The following is a 17,672-nucleotide window of genomic DNA, read 5'->3' on the forward strand; positions in this document are numbered from 1 at the left end:
CCCGTACCCGCACTAGATTCGGGTCATGGCGGACATGAAGGTCGTGGCGGACATGAAGGCGAAAAGGGAGATCGAGCGGAAGTACGAGACCGGCGACGGCGGGCCGCCCGACCTGACCGGCGTCCTGACCGGCGTCCTGACCGGCGTCGGACCGGTCGCGGCCGTCGTCGACCGGGGCGCCGCCGAACTCGACGCCGTCTACTACGACACCCCCGACGAACGACTCACCGCCGACGGACTCACCCTGCGCCGCCGCACCGGCGGCCACGACGCGGGCTGGCACCTCAAGCTCCCGGTCACCACCGGCGTACGCGACGAGATCCACGCCCCCCTCTCCGACACCGTGCCACCCGCCCTCGCCGCGCTCGTCCGCTCCCGCGTCCGCGACGGCGAACTGCTCCCACTGGTCCGCCTCCGCACCCGGCGCGGCACCCGCCACCTCGTCGACGCCGACGGCACCCCGCTCGCCGAGGTCGCCGTCGACGCCGTACGCGCCGAACGGCTGACCGGCCACGGCGGCGCGGCCCAGTGGACCGAGATCGAGGTGGAACTCGCCGACGACGGCGACCCGGCCCTCCTCGACGCCGTCGACGCCTGCCTGCGCGAAGCGGGCGTACGGCCCTCCCGGGCCCCCTCCAAACTGGCCCGCGCCCTGACCGAGACCGCCACGCCGGACCACCCCGGCCCCGCACCGGCCCGGCACAAGGCCCCGAAGACGGCCGGCGACCACGTCCTCGCCTACCTGCGCGCCCAGCGCGACGCCCTCGTCGCACTCGACCCCGCCGTACGCCGCGACGAGTACGACTCCGTCCACCGCATGCGCGTCGCCACCCGCCGCCTGCGCAGCGCCCTGCGCACCTACCGCACGGTCCTGGACCGGACCGCCACCGACCCGCTCCGCGCGGAACTGAAACGGCTCGCCACCGAACTCGGCCGCGACCGCGACCAGGAAGTCCTCACCGAACGCCTCACCGCCGCCCTCGACGACCTGCCCTACACCCTGGTCACCGGCCCCGTCCGCACCCGGCTGCGCACCTGGTCGGGGACCGCCCACGGCGACGCGCGCCGGCGGCTCGTCGCCGACCTCGACAGCGACCGCCATCTGGCCCTCCTCGACGCACTGGACGCCCTGCTCGCCGACCCGCCGCTGCGCCCGGCGGCCGCCGGCAAACCGGCCAAGGTGATCGCCAAGGCCGTACGCAAGGACCTCGCGGCGCTCTCCGCCCTGCTCCAGCACGCTCTCGACCAGCCGCCGGGCCACGATCGCGACCTCGCCCTGCACGAGGCCCGCAAGAGGGCCAAGGCCACCCGGTACGCGGCCGAGGCGGCCGTGCCCGCCCTCGGCGATCCGGCCTCCGGTCTGGTGAAGGCGGCGAAGTCGCTGCAGAGCCTGCTCGGCGACCACCAGGACAGCGTCATGGCCCGCCGTACCCTGCGTGAACTGGCCGGACAGGCGCACGCGGCGGGGGAGAGCGCCTTCACGTACGGGGTGCTCCACGGCCGCGAGGAGCAGCGAGCCGCCGAGCTGGAGGCGCGGCTGCCGGACATCTGGAGGGCGATCAGGAAGGCCAGGAAGCAGGCCAGGAAGGGGAAGAAGGGGAGGACGGCCCTCTGAGCGTTCCCCGCGACGGCCTTCCGGGCGTTCGGGGCAGTCCCGGGACCGGGTTACGCTTGGTGGTCACCCCTGTCAGCTCACGAAGGTCCGTCGAGATGCCTGCCGAAGCCGCCGAGACCGTCGAGTCCGTGTTCCCGCAGCTCGAAGCTCTGCTCCCGCATGTGCAGAAGCCGATCCAGTACGTCGGCGGAGAACTCAACTCCACGGTCAAGCCCTGGGAGTCCTGTGACGTCCGCTGGGCGCTCATGTACCCGGACGCCTACGAGGTCGGCCTGCCCAACCAGGGCGTCATGATCCTCTACGAGGTCCTCAACGAGCGCGAGGGCGTCCTGGCGGAGCGCACCTACAGCGTGTGGCCCGACCTGGAGGCGCTGATGCGGGAGCACGGCGTCCCGCAGTTCACGGTGGACGGCCACCGCCCGGTGAAGGCCTTCGACGTCTTCGGCCTGTCCTTCTCCACGGAGCTGGGCTACACCAACATGCTGACCGCCCTGGACCTGGCCGGGATCCCCCTGGAGGCCAGGGACCGCACGATCGACGACCCGATCGTGATGGCGGGCGGCCACGCGGCCTTCAACCCCGAGCCGATCGCCGACTTCATCGACTGCGCGGTCATCGGCGACGGCGAGCAGGCGGTGCTGGAGGTCACGGAGATCATCCGCGCCTGGAAGGCGGAGGGCCGCCCGGGCGGGCGCGAGGAACTCCTCTTCCGACTGGCGCGGACGGGCGGGGTGTACGTGCCCGGCTTCTACGACGTCGAATACCTGCCCGACGGCCGCATCGGCCGCGTGGTGCCCAACAAGTCGGGCGTCCCGTGGCGCGTGTCGAAGCACACGGTGATGGACCTGGACGAGTGGCCTTACCCGAAGCAGCCGCTGGTGCCGCTGGCGGAGACGGTCCACGAGCGCATGTCGGTCGAGATCTTCCGCGGCTGCACGCGCGGCTGCCGCTTCTGCCAGGCCGGCATGATCACCCGCCCGGTGCGCGAGCGCTCCATCACGGGTATCGGCGACATGGTGGAGGCCGGTCTGAAGGCGACGGGCTTCGAGGAGGTGGGCCTGCTCTCCCTGTCCTCGGCCGACCACACGGAGATCGGCGACGTCGCCAAGGGCCTCGCCGACCGCTACGAGGCCGACAAGATCGGCCTCTCGCTGCCGTCCACCCGCGTGGACGCCTTCAACATCGACCTGGCGAACGAGCTGACCCGCAACGGCCGCCGCTCGGGCCTCACCTTCGCCCCCGAGGGCGGCTCCGAGCGCATCCGCAAGGTCATCAACAAGATGGTCTCGGAGGACGACCTGATCCGCACCGTCGCCACGGCCTACGGCAACGGCTGGCGCCAGGTGAAGCTGTACTTCATGTGCGGTCTGCCCACGGAGACGGACGAGGACGTCCTCCAGATCGCCGACATGGCGACCCGTGTGATCCAGAAGGGCCGCGAGGTCTCCGGCTCCAACGACATCCGCTGCACGGTCTCGATCGGCGGCTTCGTCCCCAAGCCGCACACCCCGTTCCAGTGGGCACCCCAGCTCTCCGCCGAGGAGACGGACGCCCGCCTGCAGCGGCTCCGCGACAAGATCCGCGGCGACAAGAAGTACGGCCGCTCGATCGGCTTCCGCTACCACGACGGCAAGCCCGGCATCGTCGAGGGCCTGCTCTCCCGCGGCGACCGCCGTATCGGCGCCGTCATCCGCGCCGTCTACGACGACGGCGGCCGCTTCGACGGCTGGCGCGAGCACTTCTCCTACGACCGCTGGATGGCGTGCGCGGACAAGGCCCTGGTCCCCTTCGGCGTGGACGTCGACTGGTACACCACCCGCGAGCGCACCTACGAGGAGGTCCTCCCCTGGGACCACCTCGACTCCGGCCTCGACAAGGACTGGCTCTGGGAGGACTGGCAGGACGCCCTCGACGAAACAGAGGTCGACGACTGCCGCTGGACCCCGTGCTTCGACTGCGGGGTGTGCCCGCAGATGGACACATCCATCCAAATCGGCCCGACCGGCAAGAAGTTGCTGCCTCTGACCGTCAAGAACGCGGCTCCGACGCCGGCTGCGAGTGGTCACGCGCACTGAGGTGAGCGAGGCACTCGATCGGGTCTGATGGGGAGGGGGCTCGTCGGTCTGTTGCATGTCTGTGGGCGACCACATCCTCATGCCTGGGTATGCCTGTCAGGTCAGGAGACGAGGATGGAGATGCCGTCCCCGAGCAGCTTCAGCCCGAGGACGAAGAACAAGACCGCCATCACGACGACATTGTGCTGAGCTGCCCAGTTTTTCCAGCTGCCGAGTGTGGTCTTGGCTTGCTCTCCCCCGAGCAGGAAAACTCCCAGTGGGGCCAGCAGGCCGAGGGTGGCGATCAGGACGAAGATCGCCAGAGATGCGATCTGCTGCCCTACCGGCAGGCCGGCTGAGCCGATCGCGGCCCCCGCGGCGATGGTCAGCGGGGCGTTCTTGGCGTTGAGCGCGGCCAGGGCCAGCCCGAGTGCGAAGACCTTGACCGGCGTGAGGCGGTCGATCGCGCTCATCCACTTCGGCAGCTGAGCTTGCGAGGGATCCCTTGGGCGCCGGTGCCATTGCCGGGCGCCGAAGAGGACGAGGAACAGGCCCAGGGCGAGCTTGAGGGCTCCTACCCAGGTGGCCGGGTGGTTGCGGGCGGAGGCACCTGCCGGGGACGCGATCGCCAGCATCACCGCGCCCAGTGCCGCGAGTCCCAGGATCCAGCCGACGGTGAAGAGGACGCCGTTGAGACGTCCTCGGGGCGTGGCGAGTATGAGGATGACGGCGATGATCGGGAGGGGACTGACCGCGACGGCCGCCGCGAAACCCAGCACGTCACCGAGAACTGCGCCCATGGTTGCCTCCGCATGAGGTCAGGGTGGCGATCCGGTTGAGTAGGGCTTGGCGCGAGAGGGTGCCCCGACCGCCTCGGCGGCGCAACGGGTTGGTGTGCGATCGGCTGAGCACTGTCTCCACGGCCGTGCGGAAGAAGTGGCTGCCCGAATGGCGACGACGACGTACTCGGCACGTCCCATCCATTTCATCTTCCTGCGCCTGGCCGGATCTGTCCTCGGGAGCTTTTCGGGGCGGGAGGGATCAGGCTGGACGCCGCAGTGCCGGACTCTCCCGGGGATCCACCTCAGGTGACCACAGTGCCGAGGGCCCGGGATGCGAGGCATTGCATCCGTAGTGAGGATTGATGTGTGGGGGCGATGGCGCCTCATGTCCGGGTGCTTGGCGGCCCTCGCACCGATCCGTGGCAGGAGAATCACACGATGACTGCGACGACAGGTGCAACCCAGTCAGCTCACCCCGAGCGGCCAGGCAGGTCGGATGGGGTCTGCAGCGAGTTCACCGTCTTCACCGAGATCAAGCCGGGCCATGCGGATGCGTTGCGTGAGGATCTCGCCGCGATGGCCGACGTGGCGGATGACGAGAGGGTCCATGCGGCGCTGCGCCAGATCGGCACCCTGCATGACGCACGGCACGTGATCTTCGACAACGACACCCGCTTCATGTTCGCCAGCGTCTTCGACGGCTCCTGGGACACCTACATCGACGACTTCGCCAAGACGGTGGTCGGGGAACGCTTCGACAAGGTCTTCTCGCACAGCGAGGGGTTCCCCGGCGTCAAGGATCCAGGGGTGAAGGACTGGTTCATCGCCCACCAGGCGCCCGCGGGGGTCTTCGTCAGCGCCTATCCCGACCTGACCGTTCAGCAGATCTTCAAGGACCACCGCGTGGACGACGCGTTCCAGGAGGTGCTGGACACCCCCGAGTTCCGGTCGGCCCTGGAGAACCCGGCCAACGCGGAGTTGGTGGCCACGCCTGCCTTCCAGAAGCTGTTGGAGGAAGCCTCGGCCTAGAACCCGGACACAACCAATCCTCGGAACCGACCCAACGTTGGACCGCGTCGGTGGGTGCGGCCGCTGCGGGGCTGCCCAGGCAGAGACCGATGTGGAGGCACGAGCGATCATGAACACTGCGGACAGCAGCAGCGCTGCCGGCGTCAGCGTCGAGATCGACGATGTCCAGAGCGGGGCGTTGCGTCCGAGGCCCGTGCCGTACGAGGGAAAGTTCGTCTTCCTGCGCGTCGATGACCGTCATGCCGGGCGTGCCCTGCTGCGGCGGCTGCTCCCGGTGACCTCGGGCGGTCTGCCCAGCGCGGACCGGAGCCAGGATGCCTGGGTCGCTGTGGCGTTCACCTATGAGGGGCTGAGGGCCCTGGGGGTACCCCAGGAGTCGCTGGACAGCTTTCCGCGGGCGTTTCGTGAGGGCATGGCCGCTCGGGCGGAGCTGATCGGCGACGTGGGCGAGAGTGCACCGGCCCACTGGGAGGCACCGTTCGGAACGGGCGATGTCCACATCGCCTTGAGTGTCCTCTCCTCAGATACGGCGCAGCTGGACAAGGAACTGAAGCGGGCCCGTGTCGCTTACGAGGAGGCCCCCGGTGTCCAGGTGATCTGGCAGCAGGACGTCCACCAGCTCCCGACCGGGCGCACCACCTTCGGGTTCCGTGACGGCATCAGCCATCCGAACATCGAGGGCGTCGGACTACCCGGCTCCAACCCGCGGGAAGCCCCCATCAAGGCCGGCGAGTTCATCCTCGGCTACCCCGATGAAACCGGCAGTCTGCCGCCCATGCCCAGCCCCGATGTGCTGGGGCACAACGGGACCTACGCGGCCGTCCGCAAGATCCACACCAACGTGGCGGCCTGGCGCCGGTACCTGCGCGCGAACAGCTCCAGCGCCGAGGAGGAGGCACTCCTGGCGGCCAAGATGGTCGGGCGCTGGCCGAGCGGAGCGCCGTTGACGCTGACCCCGGAGCACGATGATCCGGAGCTGGCGGCCGATGCGCACCGCGTCAACAACTTCCTGTACCGGGAGAACGACGACCGGGGGTACCGGTGCCCCGCCGGTGCGCACATCCGGCGCACCAACCCCCGTGATTCCACCATCATCGGCGATGCGCGGATGCACCGCCTCATCCGCCGTGGCACCACCTACGGCCCGCCGCTGCCAGAGGGCGTGCTGGAGGACGACGGCGCCGACCGGGGCCTGGTCGGAGTCTTCCTCGGGGCCCATCTGGAACGGCAGTTTGAGTTCATCAAGGCCGAATGGGTCAACGACGGCAATTTCATCGGCTACCCCGGCGAGAAGGACCCGGTAGCCGGGCATCACGGCGGAACCGGCAGCGTCACCATCCCGGAGAAGCCGGTTCGGCGCCGTCTGCAGAACCTGCCCAGCTTCGTGGTCACCCGGGGCGGCGAGTACTGCTTTGTGCCGGGGCTGCGCGCCTTGCGCTGGCTCGCCGAACTGGAGGACTGACGGCGATTCCCATTCCCTGAGGTCCGATCACGCTCTCCGAGGAGAGGTCGAAGTCATGGCAGCACAGTTCGTCCGCTACACGCCTGATGTCGAAGACGACGACCCGGACTTCGACCGCAACGTGCAGATGGTGATCGAGAAGACCGAGAGCTACATCGCCGAGTCGGTCGAGGCCGGCGGCACCGGACGGGCCCTGCGCGACGCCCATGCCAAGGGCTACGGGCTGGTCCGAGGGGAAGTGGAGATCCTGGACGGGCTGCCCCCCGAGTACGCCCAGGGCATCTACGCGACTCCGGGAACCCACGACGCGCTCATCCGCTTCTCCAACGGCTCGCCCCACGCCGGAGCCGACGCGCGACTGGGCGCCGCCACCGGACTGGCGCTGAAGATGTTCAACATCCCCGGCCCGACCCTGCTGGAAGACGAACCGGACACTGGCACATTCGACTACGCCAACATCAACGGACCGATCTTCTTCTGCAACACGGTCGAGCACTACCTGTTCATCCAGGAACTGTTCCTGAACGCGCCGGCCTACTTCTCCCAGGGCCGACCCGGCGCACATCGTTTCTTCACCGAGTTCGTGACCGGAAAGGGAACGCTGGACCACGACAACTGGGCATGGGATGAATTCCTGGCCTTCCTGCGCCTGACAAAGATCTCCCCGGTCAACGTACTGCTGTCGAGCTACTGGACGATGGGCGCAGTCCGGCACGGGGACTACATCGCCAAGGTGCGCATCACCCCGGACCCGTCCTTCGCCTCCGCGGTGGTCCGGCGCACCATCGACCCGACTTCCGCGTCGGAGGTCTTCCGACCGGCCCTGCAGGCCGAACTCCAAGAGCGGCCCTACGCCTTCGACATCCAGGTCCAGCTCTGCACCGACCTACAGCGCATGCCGGTGGAGGACACCACCGTGGAATGGCCCGAACAGCTCTCGCCGTCCGTCACCGTGGCGAAACTGCGACTGCCGCAACAGGACATCTCCGACCCGGAGAACCTGGAGAAGATGGACTCACTGTCCTTCACCCCCTGGCGGGTCACCGCCGAACACGCCCCCCTGGGCAACATCATGCGAGCCCGCAAAGAGGTCTACCGGCGGTCCTCCATCGCGCGCCACAAGCTCAACCACCAGCCGCGCACAGAGCCCCGCAGCGCCGACGAGGTACTTGGCCCGGCCCAATGAGGCCGACTGATGTAACGGCAAGCGACCCCGATCACAATCCCTGCGCGATGTGCCGACATGGGCCGGCCGTACCTGGCTTCGGAGTACGGGCAGCACCTCGGTGTGCGCCCTATGCGACCGCAGGGCTGCGGCGTTCGATGAGCACGACGTCGCGCCATACGCCGTGATGCCGGCCGATGCGTTCGCGCGTGCCGATGATGCGGAAGCCCGCCTTCTGGTGCAGGGCGAGGCTGCTGGTGTTCTCGGGGAAGATGCCTGACTGGATGGTCCAGATGCCCGCTGCTTCGGTCGAGGCGATCAACGCGTTCAGCAACGCCGTGCCGACTCCTCGGCCGCGGGCGTCAGGGTGGACGTACAGCGAGTGCTCGACCACGCCGGCATAGACGCACCGGTCGGACACCGGCACCGCCGCGACCCAGCCCAGCACCTTGCCGCCCTGGTCCACGGCGACGTGCCGGTGGTCGGACAGCTTGGTGGCGTTGAATCGTTCCCAGGTGGGTGCGGCGGTCTCGAAGGTGGCGTCGCCCTCGTCGATGCCGCGTCGGTAGATCCTCAGAACCTCGGCGGCGTGCTCGGGGCCCATGGCCACGATGCGAACCTCGGTCGCGGCACTCACGCTTGCTCCGCCGGGGCGATCTCGTCGATCAGGCCGCGGATGCGCTTCTGGATCTCGTCGCGGATGGGGCGGACGGCGTCGACGCCCTGTCCGGCCGGGTCGGGGAGCTCCCAGTCGAGGTAGCGCTTGCCGGGAAAGACGGGGCAGGTGTCGCCGCAGCCCATGGTGATGACCACGTCGGAGGCCTGGACGGCTTCGACCGTGAGCACCTTGGGCACCTCGGCGGAGATGTCGATGCCCGCCTCCGACATCGCTTCGACGACGGCCGGGTTGACCGTGTCGGCGGGCGCGGACCCGGCGGAGCGGACCTGTACGCGGTCGCCCGCGAGGTGGGTGAGGAACGCTGCGGCCATTTGGGAGCGCCCGGCGTTGTGGACGCAGACGAACAGCACGGAGGGACGTTCAGCGGAGGTGTTCATGGTCAGTGTGTCTTTCTGGGCGGAGGCCGGTCAGGGGAGCTTGGGAGCGGCGAGTTCGGGTTCGCCTTGGAGAGGAATGGCTGCGGTCTGCGCGGGTGCTGGGCGTCCGAAGACCGCAAGCACCAGCCCCAGCCCCAGCGCGGCACCCACCAGTTGGGCCACGATGAACGGGCCGAGCGAGCCGGGGGCGATGCCGGCGAAGGTGTCGGTGAAGGCCCGGCCGATGGTGACCGCCGGGTTCGCGAAAGAGGTGGAGGACGTGAACCAGTACGCCGCTCCGATGTACGACGCCACGGCCACCGGGCCGAACTGGGCGCGGTCGGAGCGGGCCAAGCCGAAGATCAGCAGGACGAGTCCGGCGGTCGCGACCACCTCGCCCAGCCACAGGTGACCGGCGGAGCGGTCATGGGTGGACCACTGGACGAGCGGTTTGCCGAACATGGCGTCGGCCACGACGGCACCGGCGATGGCTCCCATGATCTGGGCCGGGATGTAGGCGGCGACGTCCCGCGCGGTCGGTGCATCCTCGCTGCGGCGGCCGGTGAGCCAGGCGGCAAGGGTGACGACGGGGTTGAAGTGTGCACCGGAGACCGGCCCCAGAAGCGCGATGAGCACGCCCAGGCCGAAGACCGTGGCCAGCGAGTTGGCCAGCAGTTGCACGCCGACATCCCTGGTCAGCTCGGTGGCCTGGATGCCGGAGCCGACGACCACCGCGACCAGGGCGGCCGACCCCACAGCTTCGGCGGCGGCCCGGCGGCCCAGCGGGGCGCTCACGCGGTTGACTCGGCCGTCTGCGATGTCTTCAGGAAGGCGGCGAGCCGCTCGAGGGTGGCGGGCAGCGCCCAGTAGTAGACCCACGTGCCGCGCCGCTCGCAGTCGATCAGACCGGCCTGCCGCAGCAGCTTGAGGTGATGCGAGATCGTCGGCTGGGACAGGTCGAAAGCCGGCGTCAGGTCACAGACGCAGACCTCACCGCCCGCCCGTGAGGCGATCATCGACAGCAGGCGCAGGCGTACCGGGTCGCCCAGCGCCTTGAACAGCTTCGCCAGCTCCGCCGCATGGTCCTCGCTCAGGGGAGCGGTCACCAGCCCGGGGCAGCACGCGCCGTTCTCGTCGCTCTCTCCGAGCACCACAAGCTCCTGCTTCGACATGCGTCTATGTTGACAGCCTTCGATCCAAGTCGCAAGCTTGCATCGACAGACATCAATGCAAGCCGATGGGAGCCCTGCCATGTCCCGTGCTCAGCTCGCCCTGCGTGTCAGCGACCTGGAGGCGTCGATCGCCTTCTACTCGAAGCTGTTCGGCACCGAACCGGCCAAGCGACGCGAGGGTTACGCCAGCTTCGCCATCACCGAGCCCCCGCTCAAGCTCGTCCTGATCGAGGGCGAGCCGGGCAAGGAGACCCGCCTCGACCACCTCGGCGTCGAGGTCGAGTCCACCGACCAGGTCGACGCCGCCACCACCCGACTCAAGGACGCCGGCCTGGCCACCTTCGAGGAGAACGACACTTCCTGCTGCTACGCCCTCCAGGACAAGGTCTGGGTGCACGGCCCCGGCAAGGAGCCCTGGGAGGTCTACGTCGTCAAGGCCGACGCCGACACCCTCGGCAAGAGCGTCAACGCGACCGGCGACGGCTGCTGCACCACCCGGACCACCGAACCGGCCTCCGCGTCCACAGGTTGCAATTGCGTTTAGGCAGGGATGCGGCTTCGCGCCTACGGCCTCAGCAAGGGGAAGATCCCCTCTCCCTTCGGCGTCTTCGTCCAGGTCGCGGACGGAGTCGAGGGTCTCGTCCGGCTGCGCGCCCTCTCGAATGCGTCGTTGCGGCATCCGGTGCAGGCTGATGGGGGACGTGGGCGTGCCACGAAGCGGTCCGGTTCGAGGTGTCTGCCGTGCTCGGCGGGCGGCCACGGGAAGGAGGCGCGATGGAGATCGAAGGGTCGATTGCCCTGGTGACGGGGGCCAATCGTGGCATCGGGCACGCATTCGCCCGCGCGCTGATCGAGCGGGGAGCCGCCAAGGTCTACGCCGGTGTCCGCGATCCGGCGAGCGTCGATGACGAGCAGCTCTCCGCGTTGCGTCTGGACGTCACCAAGCCGGAGGACGTCGCCGCGGCGGCCGAGGTCGCCGGTGACGTCAGCATCGTCGTCAACAACGCGGGCGTCGGAGGGTTCGGGACCAAGCTGCTGACGGGCTCCCTCGACGGTGCGCGCGAGGCGATGGAGATCAACTACTTCGGCACCTGGGCCGTTTCCCGTGCCTTTGCCCCGGTCCTGGCGCGCAATGGCGGCGGCGCACTGGTGAACATGCTGTCGGCTGCCTCCTGGATCTCCCGGCCGGAGTATCCCGGATACGCGGCTTCCAAGGCGGCCGAGTGGTCGTTGACGGGGGCGTTGCGGGAAGGCCTGCGCGAGCAGGGAACGCTGGTGATCGGCGTCCACGCCGGCTTCGTGGAGACGGATCTCAGCTCCTTCACCGACGCACCGAAGATCAGCGCGGCGGACGTGGCGGAGCAGACCATGGACGCCCTGGCGAACGACCGGGTCGAGGTCCTCGCCGACGAGCGGACCAGGCAGATCAAGCACGCCCTGGCGCAACCACTCGATCAGTGAGATCGACGTCGACCGGGAACGACGCAGGTGATCCGCGGCGCGGGCCACGCGTCCAGCGCAGGCGCGGCACCCGGCAGGCGTTCGCCGCAGAGTGCGACACCGCCGGCGGGCTCGCGCGGCCCCTGCGCCGTGCACTCCGCGGGGATTCGCGGCCGGTGGCCCGCTGGGAACCCGGCGTGGCCGAAACGCGTACTCTAGAGGGAAGGACCGGGCGCGAAGTCTCCCCGCCGAGGCGGGGGTGATCCGGACGGGACGGCACCGTAGGGGTGCCGGACCGGACGCTCTCCACGACGAGGGTCGGCGCCACGGACCGCCCGCCGTACACGAGGAGAAGTTCCACTGGGCAAGCGACAGCCCGAAGGCCCACCGCCCGCACCCGCGGTGCAGCGCATCCGACTGCGCTACACCAAGCGAGGCCGCCTCCGGTTCACCAGCCACCGTGACTTCCAGCGCGCCTTCGAGCGTGCGCTGCGCCGTGCCGAGGTGCCGATGGCGTACTCGGCGGGGTTCACGCCGCACCCGAAGGTCTCCTATGCCAATGCCGCACCCACCGGCACGGGCAGTGAGGCGGAGTACCTGGAGATCGCGCTCACCGCGCACTGCGACCCGGAGCGTCTGCGTGAGCTTCTCGACGAGTCGTTGCCCGCCGGGCTGGACGTCGTCGAGGCGGTCGAGGCCCGTACGTCGGGGCTCGCCGACCGGCTGACCGCTTCCGTGTGGGAGCTGCGGCTGGACGGCGTGGACCCGGCCGAGGCCGAGAACGCGGTCGCGGCCTTCAACGGGGCCGAGACCGTGGAAGTGCAGCGCCTGGCCAAGAACGGCATGCGCACCTTCGACACCCGGTCCGCCGTGGTGGACCTGGAGAGTATGGAAACGCACGGTTCGGCGGCTGATGGGCCGACCGGCCAGCCTTGTGCGATACTGCGGCTGGTTGTTCGGCACGTGACGCCTGCCGTACGACCCGACGACGTCCTGTCCGGTCTCCGCGCCGTGGCCGACCTGGCGCCGCCGGTCCCCGCTGCGGTGACCAGGCTGGCGCAGGGGCTGCTCGATGAAGAGACCGGCACGGTGACCGACCCGCTCGCGCCCGACCGCGAGGCAGACCTGGCCGCCCCGGCCGATTCAGTGGGGGCCGCCGTTCCTGCCGCCGCGAAGGCGCCCGCGTAGGGACGGTTCCGCACCGGGACGGACGTCGAAAGCGCCGCCCTCGTACTCGGGAGCCACCTGGGTCGGGCAGCGCACCGACCAGAAGACTTTCGCCAGGCCGTGCACAACAAGGCGTACGGAACCGGCGAGACAGGACACAGAGAGCTCCCGTGCGGCGCATGCGCCCCGGACGGCGGCCGACGCGCACCGCGCGGCCGCGGACGTCAACGGTGCCGATCGACGTGATCGGCGCCGGACCGGGCGCGGCGCCCGGGAGCCTGACGGGAGATACGCCCGCATGCTCGAACCGACCGAACCCATCGAGGGTTCCGAAGAACTGAACACCCCCAGCGACACCCTGCCGCCGCGTCGTCGGCGCCGTGCCGCGTCCCGCCCGGCGGGTCCGCCCGCCGCCGCGTCCTCCGAGGCCGCGGCCGAGATCACCGCTCCGGCCGTACCGGCCGCCGCGTCCGCGGAACTCGCGGAGCTGGTGGAGGAGCAGGAGACTCCCGGGGCCGAGGAGGCCGCCGAGGCCGCGACGGCCCTGGTCACTGGCGAGGAGACGGAGGAAGCGGCCGAAGAGGCGGCGCCCGCGCGCCGTACGCGCCGTCGTGCCTCCGCGCCCGCCGGGACGCCCAAGGCCACGGAGGGCGAGGCCGAGACCGTCGTTCCGGCGGCGGCCGTCGCCGAGACGCCGACCACCGAGTCCGGTGCCGCCGAGACGTCCGCCGGGTCCGTGGAGGTCGGCGAGGCCGCCGCTCCGCGGCGTACCCGCCGGCGTGCCACGCGCAGCGTGTCCACGCCCGCCGCGTCCACGGAAGCGGTCGAGACGGCCGCCGCCACGGTCGCCGAGGGTTCCGAGGCTGTCGCCGATTCGGCCGCGGAGGCGCCCGCCCCCGCCGCTCGTACGCGCCGCCGCGCCACCCGGCGCGCGTCCGCGCCCGCCGGTGCCCCCGCGCCGGACGAGGCCGCCGAGACCCCCGCGGTGAGTTCCGCTCCCGAGACCGAGGCCGAGTCCGTCAGTGCCGGCTCCGCCGAGGAGACGGCGTCGCAGGTCGCGGAGGACGCGGCTCCGCGGCGTACCCGTCGGCGTGCCACGCGCCGTGTCTCCGAGCCCGCCGCCGTCAGCGAGGCCCCCGCGGCCCAGCCCGCCGAGGTTCCCGCCGAAGTCACCCCCGCCGCCGAGGCCGTCACCACCGACGTGCCCGCCGCCGAGGTCGCGGAGGACGCGGCTCCGCGGCGTACCCGTCGACGTGCCACGCGTCGCGTTTCCGAGCCTGCCGCTCAGACCGCCGCCGAGGCCCCCGCCGCGGAAGCCCCCGCGGCCCAGCCCGCCGAGGCACCCCGCGAGAGCGAGGCCCCCTCCGACGCGGCTCCCGCCGCCGAGGAGTCCGGGACGCGGCGCAGCCGCCGTCGGGTCGTCCGGCGTGCCGCGACCGGGTTCTCCGAGCCCGCCGCCGAGTCCACCGCCGGTGACGGCGAGTCGACGCGCAGGCCCGCGCGGCCCGCCGTCGCCGTGTTCCAGGCGCCCGTCTTCACCCAGCCGATGTTCCAGACCCCGGAGCGTGCCGCCGCCGCGGCGGCGGCCGAGGCCGCGGACAGCGAGGAGCTCCCGGAGGAGCAGGCCGAGCCGGTCGAGCAGGCCGAGCACTCCGACCAGGGCGGCTCGCGCCGTCGCCGTCGCCGCAGGGGCTCCGGTGGTGAGGAGTCCGAGACCCGGACGGCCGTGACCGCCGACGAATCCGCCGAGTCCGCCGAGGACGACGTGGAGTCCGCCGAGTCGGCCGAGGAAGCCGCCGAGGGCGAGGACGGCGAGGAGTTCGGTTCCCGCCGTCGCCGTCGCCGCGGTGGCCGCCGTCGTCGCCGGGGCGAGGCCGGCGAGGACGCGGAGGAGAGCGACGAGCTCGCCGCCGAGCAGGCCGCGCAGGACGCCGAGGACACCGCCGAGCAGCTCGACGAGGACGACGAGGACGCGGCCGGCGCCGAGGACTCGGACGAGGAGGACGAGGGCCGGCAGGGAGGCGGTGGCTCCAGCAGCAGCCGCCGTCGCCGCCGTCGCCGTCGCCGGGCCGGTGACGGCGCCGGGGAGGGCGAGCCGTCCGCCGACGACCCCGAGCGCACCGTGGTCAAGGTGCGCGAGCCCCGCAAGGCGGCCGAGCCGTCCGACGAGGTGCAGTCCATCAAGGGCTCGACCCGTCTGGAGGCCAAGAAGCAGCGCCGCCGCGAGGGCCGCGAGCAGGGCCGCCGCCGGGTGCCGATCATCACCGAGGCCGAGTTCCTGGCCCGCCGTGAGGCCGTCGAGCGCGTGATGGCCGTCCGGCAGCACGGCGACCGTACGCAGATCGGCGTCCTGGAGGACGGCGTGCTCGTCGAGCACTACGTCAACAAGGAGCAGTCGACGTCGTACGTCGGCAACGTCTACCTGGGCAAGGTGCAGAACGTGCTGCCCTCGATGGAGGCGGCCTTCATCGACATCGGCAAGGGCCGCAACGCCGTCCTGTACGCGGGCGAGGTCAACTTCGAGGCGCTCGGGATGGCCAACGGCCCCCGCCGTATCGAGTCCGCGCTGAAGTCCGGGCAGTCCGTCCTCGTGCAGGTCACCAAGGACCCCATCGGGCACAAGGGCGCCCGCCTGACCAGCCAGGTCTCCCTCCCGGGCCGCTACCTCGTGTACGTGCCCGAGGGCTCGATGACCGGCATCAGCCGCAAGCTGCCCGACACCGAGCGGGCCCGGCTGAAGACGATCCTCAAGAAGATCGTCCCCGAGGACGCGGGCGTCATCGTGCGCACCGCCGCCGAGGGCGCGAGCGAGGACGAGCTGCGCCGCGACGTCGAGCGGCTCCAGGCGCAGTGGGAGGACATCAAGAAGAAGGCCAAGGGCGGCAGCTCAAGCGCACCGTCCCTGCTGTACGGCGAGCCGGACATGACCGTCCGGGTCGTGCGCGACATCTTCAACGAGGACTTCTCCAAGGTCATCGTCAGCGGTGACGAGGCGTGGGCGACGATCCACGGCTACGTCTCGCACGTCGCCCCGGACCTCGCGCCGCGTCTGCAGCGCTGGACCAGCGAGGTCGACGTCTTCGCCACGTACCGGATCGACGAGCAGCTCGCCAAGGCGCTGGACCGCAAGGTCTGGCTGCCCAGCGGCGGTTCGCTGGTGATCGACCGGACCGAGGCGATGGTCGTCATCGACGTCAACACCGGCAAGTTCACCGGCCAGGGCGGCAACCTGGAGGAGACGGTCACCAGGAACAACCTGGAGGCGGCCGAGGAGATCGTGCGCCAGCTGCGGCTGCGCGACCTCGGCGGCATCATCGTGATCGACTTCATCGACATGGTCCTGGAGTCCAACCGCGACCTGGTGCTGCGCCGCCTGCTGGAGTGCCTGGGCCGCGACCGTACGAAGCACCAGGTGGCCGAGGTGACCTCGCTGGGCCTGGTGCAGATGACCCGCAAGCGGGTGGGTCAGGGCCTCCTCGAGTCCTTCTCCGAGACCTGCGTGCACTGCAACGGCCGCGGTGTCATCGTCCACCTGGAGCAGGCGAGCGTCGCCGGTGGCGGCGGCGGGAGCAAGCGCCGCAAGCGTGCCCGCGCCGGTGCCGAGCAGCCGCACGAGCACGAGCACGAGGCCGTGGCCGTCGAGGCGGTCGCCCCGACCGCCGAGGAGGAGGCGGAGGCAGAGGCGGAGGCCGCCGGGCCCATCGCGCTGCCCGCGCTGGAGATGGCCCCGGACGAGGAGCTGTACAGCAGCGTCGCCGAGGCGGAGGCCGCGGCGAGCCGTGGCCGTACGCGGCGCCGCGCGAGCCGGCGGGTGTCCGCGCCCGCGGGCGCGCCGAAGGCCCACGTCGACGGTGGCGCTCCGGTTCCCACGGCGCAGGACGTCAGGGCGGCCGAGGAGGCCGCGCGGCCGGTGGTCCCGGAGCCGGCCGAGCAGGCTCAGGCCGAGCCCGTGGCCGTGGAGGATCCGACGGTCCCGGCCGTGGCCGAGGAGGCCGCCCCCAAGGGCCGTACGCGTCGTCGCGCGACCCGCAAGGTGTCGGCGCCGGCCGGGTCCCCGGCGGGTGCCGAGGCGTCCGTGGTGACGGTGGCGGAGGCCGCGCCGGCGGTGTCCGCCGAGTCGCGGGACACCGACGCTGCCGAGGTTCCGGCGGAGCAGCCGGAGGCTCCGGCCGAGTCCGCCGCCCCGGCCCGTCCGCGCCGCCGTGCCGTGCGCAAGGCCACCGCGCCGACCGCGCCCGAGGACACGGCCGTCGTGGTCGTCCCGTCGGGCACGGCGGAGGAGGCCGCCACCGAGTCCGGTGCGCCGGCCGAGCCCGCCGAACAGGCCGCCGCCGACTCCGAGTCGGCCGAGACCGCCGCAGAGGAGACCGTCCCGGCCAAGAAGACGGCCCGCAAGGTCGCCAAGAAGGCCACGGCGACGAAGGCCGCCACGAAGAAGGCGGTGGCCAAGAAGACGACGGCCAAGAAGACCGCCGCGAAGAAGGCCACGGCCAAGAAGGCGGCGAAGACCGTCAAGTCGGCCACGGCCGCGAAGAAGTCCGCGTCGAAGAAGACCGCGGCGGCCGAGCAGTCGTCGTCGCCGTCCGTCTCGGCCTCGACGGAGGACTGACCGGATCGCACCGCGCGGGGCGGCGACGGACCGATGGTCCGTCGCCGCCCCGCGTTCGTGTGCGACGCCGCCACTTCGCCGGGTGAGGAAGGACATGAAGGGAAAGGCGGACCGAAAAGGCTAAGGTATGAGCCGAGATTGA

The 17,672-nt window shown here is 71.0% G+C and carries 14 protein-coding genes; 9 read left to right on the plus strand and 5 right to left on the minus strand.

What is annotated here, in order from left to right; translation table 11 throughout:
- The first annotated feature begins 25 nt into the window (after positions 1 to 25).
- Positions 26 to 1,615 carry a CYTH and CHAD domain-containing protein gene (locus tag CG719_RS02740; protein WP_442802701.1) on the plus strand — a complete coding sequence of 530 codons (1,590 nt, stop codon included), beginning with the start codon at positions 26 to 28 and terminating at the stop codon, positions 1,613 to 1,615.
- Between the two features lie 95 nt (positions 1,616 to 1,710).
- Positions 1,711 to 3,690, plus strand: coding sequence for a TIGR03960 family B12-binding radical SAM protein (locus CG719_RS02745; protein ID WP_100566848.1), 1,980 nt, complete (start codon positions 1,711 to 1,713; stop codon positions 3,688 to 3,690).
- 101 nt (positions 3,691 to 3,791) lie between these two features.
- Here CG719_RS02745 and CG719_RS02750 read toward each other — a convergent pair whose 3' ends face one another.
- Complete coding sequence (locus tag CG719_RS02750) at positions 3,792 to 4,469, minus strand: GAP family protein (RefSeq protein WP_100566849.1); 678 nt, start codon at positions 4,467 to 4,469, stop codon at positions 3,792 to 3,794.
- Positions 4,470 to 4,889: 420 nt separating this feature from the next.
- Here CG719_RS02750 and CG719_RS02755 point away from each other — a divergent pair, with 420 nt between their 5' ends.
- From CG719_RS02755 to CG719_RS02765, 3 genes are all read left to right on the plus strand, one after another.
- Entirely contained in the window at positions 4,890 to 5,480 is a 591-nt protein-coding gene (locus tag CG719_RS02755; RefSeq protein WP_234375386.1) for a hypothetical protein, read from the plus strand.
- 109 nt (positions 5,481 to 5,589) lie between these two features.
- The gene (locus CG719_RS02760) at positions 5,590 to 6,942 is read left to right on the plus strand and encodes a Dyp-type peroxidase (protein WP_100566851.1); all 1,353 of its coding nucleotides are present in this window, start codon (positions 5,590 to 5,592) and stop codon (positions 6,940 to 6,942) included.
- 55 nt (positions 6,943 to 6,997) lie between these two features.
- The gene (locus CG719_RS02765; protein ID WP_100566852.1) at positions 6,998 to 8,128 is read left to right on the plus strand and encodes a catalase family protein; all 1,131 of its coding nucleotides are present in this window, start codon (positions 6,998 to 7,000) and stop codon (positions 8,126 to 8,128) included.
- 109 nt (positions 8,129 to 8,237) lie between these two features.
- Here the strand turns inward: CG719_RS02765 and CG719_RS02770 are convergent, their stop codons facing one another.
- Genes CG719_RS02770 through CG719_RS02785 form a run of 4 tightly spaced genes read right to left on the minus strand, consistent with a single transcriptional unit; the run spans position 8,238 to position 10,314 of the window.
- The gene (locus CG719_RS02770; protein ID WP_199836509.1) at positions 8,238 to 8,711 is read right to left on the minus strand and encodes a GNAT family N-acetyltransferase; all 474 of its coding nucleotides are present in this window, start codon (positions 8,709 to 8,711) and stop codon (positions 8,238 to 8,240) included.
- A 29-nt stretch (positions 8,712 to 8,740) separates the two neighbouring features.
- On the minus strand, positions 8,741 to 9,163 hold the full coding sequence (locus CG719_RS02775; protein WP_100566854.1) for an arsenate reductase ArsC: 423 nt from the start codon (positions 9,161 to 9,163) through the stop codon (positions 8,741 to 8,743).
- 30 nt (positions 9,164 to 9,193) lie between these two features.
- Entirely contained in the window at positions 9,194 to 9,937 is a 744-nt protein-coding gene (locus CG719_RS02780) for an aquaporin (protein ID WP_100566855.1), read from the minus strand.
- On the minus strand, positions 9,934 to 10,314 hold the full coding sequence (locus CG719_RS02785) for an ArsR/SmtB family transcription factor (RefSeq protein WP_100566856.1): 381 nt from the start codon (positions 10,312 to 10,314) through the stop codon (positions 9,934 to 9,936). Before CG719_RS02785 ends, CG719_RS02780 begins: the two co-directional genes overlap by 4 nt.
- A 79-nt stretch (positions 10,315 to 10,393) precedes the next feature.
- Between CG719_RS02785 and CG719_RS02790 the strand changes: the two genes are divergently transcribed.
- The 4 genes from CG719_RS02790 (at position 10,394) to CG719_RS02805 (ending at position 17,530) form a co-directional block, all read left to right on the plus strand.
- Complete coding sequence (locus tag CG719_RS02790; RefSeq protein WP_100566857.1) at positions 10,394 to 10,858, plus strand: ArsI/CadI family heavy metal resistance metalloenzyme; 465 nt, start codon at positions 10,394 to 10,396, stop codon at positions 10,856 to 10,858.
- A 230-nt stretch (positions 10,859 to 11,088) separates the two neighbouring features.
- Entirely contained in the window at positions 11,089 to 11,775 is a 687-nt protein-coding gene (locus CG719_RS02795) for an SDR family oxidoreductase (protein WP_100566858.1), read from the plus strand.
- 381 nt (positions 11,776 to 12,156) lie between these two features.
- The gene (locus tag CG719_RS02800) at positions 12,157 to 12,942 is read left to right on the plus strand and encodes a TIGR03936 family radical SAM-associated protein (protein WP_100566859.1); all 786 of its coding nucleotides are present in this window, start codon (positions 12,157 to 12,159) and stop codon (positions 12,940 to 12,942) included.
- Between the two features lie 277 nt (positions 12,943 to 13,219).
- Complete coding sequence (locus CG719_RS02805; protein WP_100566860.1) at positions 13,220 to 17,530, plus strand: Rne/Rng family ribonuclease; 4,311 nt, start codon at positions 13,220 to 13,222, stop codon at positions 17,528 to 17,530.
- The last annotated feature ends 142 nt before the right edge of the window (positions 17,531 to 17,672 follow it).

Origin of the sequence: Streptomyces sp. CB01373, assembly GCF_002803075.1 — a bacterium.
Lineage (GTDB): Bacteria > Actinomycetota > Actinomycetes > Streptomycetales > Streptomycetaceae > Streptomyces.

What these genes read in the sequence shown, in the direction of transcription:
- CG719_RS02755 (WP_234375386.1), top strand. Translation starts at nt 4,890, where the DNA reads ATGACTGCGACGACAGGTGCAACCCAGTCAGCTCACCCCGAGCGGCCA.
- CG719_RS02740 (WP_442802701.1), top strand. Translation starts at nt 26, where the DNA reads ATGGCGGACATGAAGGTCGTGGCGGACATGAAGGCGAAAAGGGAGATC.
- CG719_RS02770 (WP_199836509.1), bottom strand. Translation starts at nt 8,711, where the DNA reads ATGGGCCCCGAGCACGCCGCCGAGGTTCTGAGGATCTACCGACGCGGC.
- CG719_RS02760 (WP_100566851.1), top strand. Translation starts at nt 5,590, where the DNA reads ATGAACACTGCGGACAGCAGCAGCGCTGCCGGCGTCAGCGTCGAGATC.
- CG719_RS02785 (WP_100566856.1), bottom strand. Translation starts at nt 10,314, where the DNA reads ATGTCGAAGCAGGAGCTTGTGGTGCTCGGAGAGAGCGACGAGAACGGC.
- CG719_RS02775 (WP_100566854.1), bottom strand. Translation starts at nt 9,163, where the DNA reads ATGAACACCTCCGCTGAACGTCCCTCCGTGCTGTTCGTCTGCGTCCAC.
- CG719_RS02805 (WP_100566860.1), top strand. Translation starts at nt 13,220, where the DNA reads ATGCTCGAACCGACCGAACCCATCGAGGGTTCCGAAGAACTGAACACC.
- CG719_RS02745 (WP_100566848.1), top strand. Translation starts at nt 1,711, where the DNA reads ATGCCTGCCGAAGCCGCCGAGACCGTCGAGTCCGTGTTCCCGCAGCTC.
- CG719_RS02795 (WP_100566858.1), top strand. Translation starts at nt 11,089, where the DNA reads ATGGAGATCGAAGGGTCGATTGCCCTGGTGACGGGGGCCAATCGTGGC.
- CG719_RS02750 (WP_100566849.1), bottom strand. Translation starts at nt 4,469, where the DNA reads ATGGGCGCAGTTCTCGGTGACGTGCTGGGTTTCGCGGCGGCCGTCGCG.
- CG719_RS02790 (WP_100566857.1), top strand. Translation starts at nt 10,394, where the DNA reads ATGTCCCGTGCTCAGCTCGCCCTGCGTGTCAGCGACCTGGAGGCGTCG.
- CG719_RS02765 (WP_100566852.1), top strand. Translation starts at nt 6,998, where the DNA reads ATGGCAGCACAGTTCGTCCGCTACACGCCTGATGTCGAAGACGACGAC.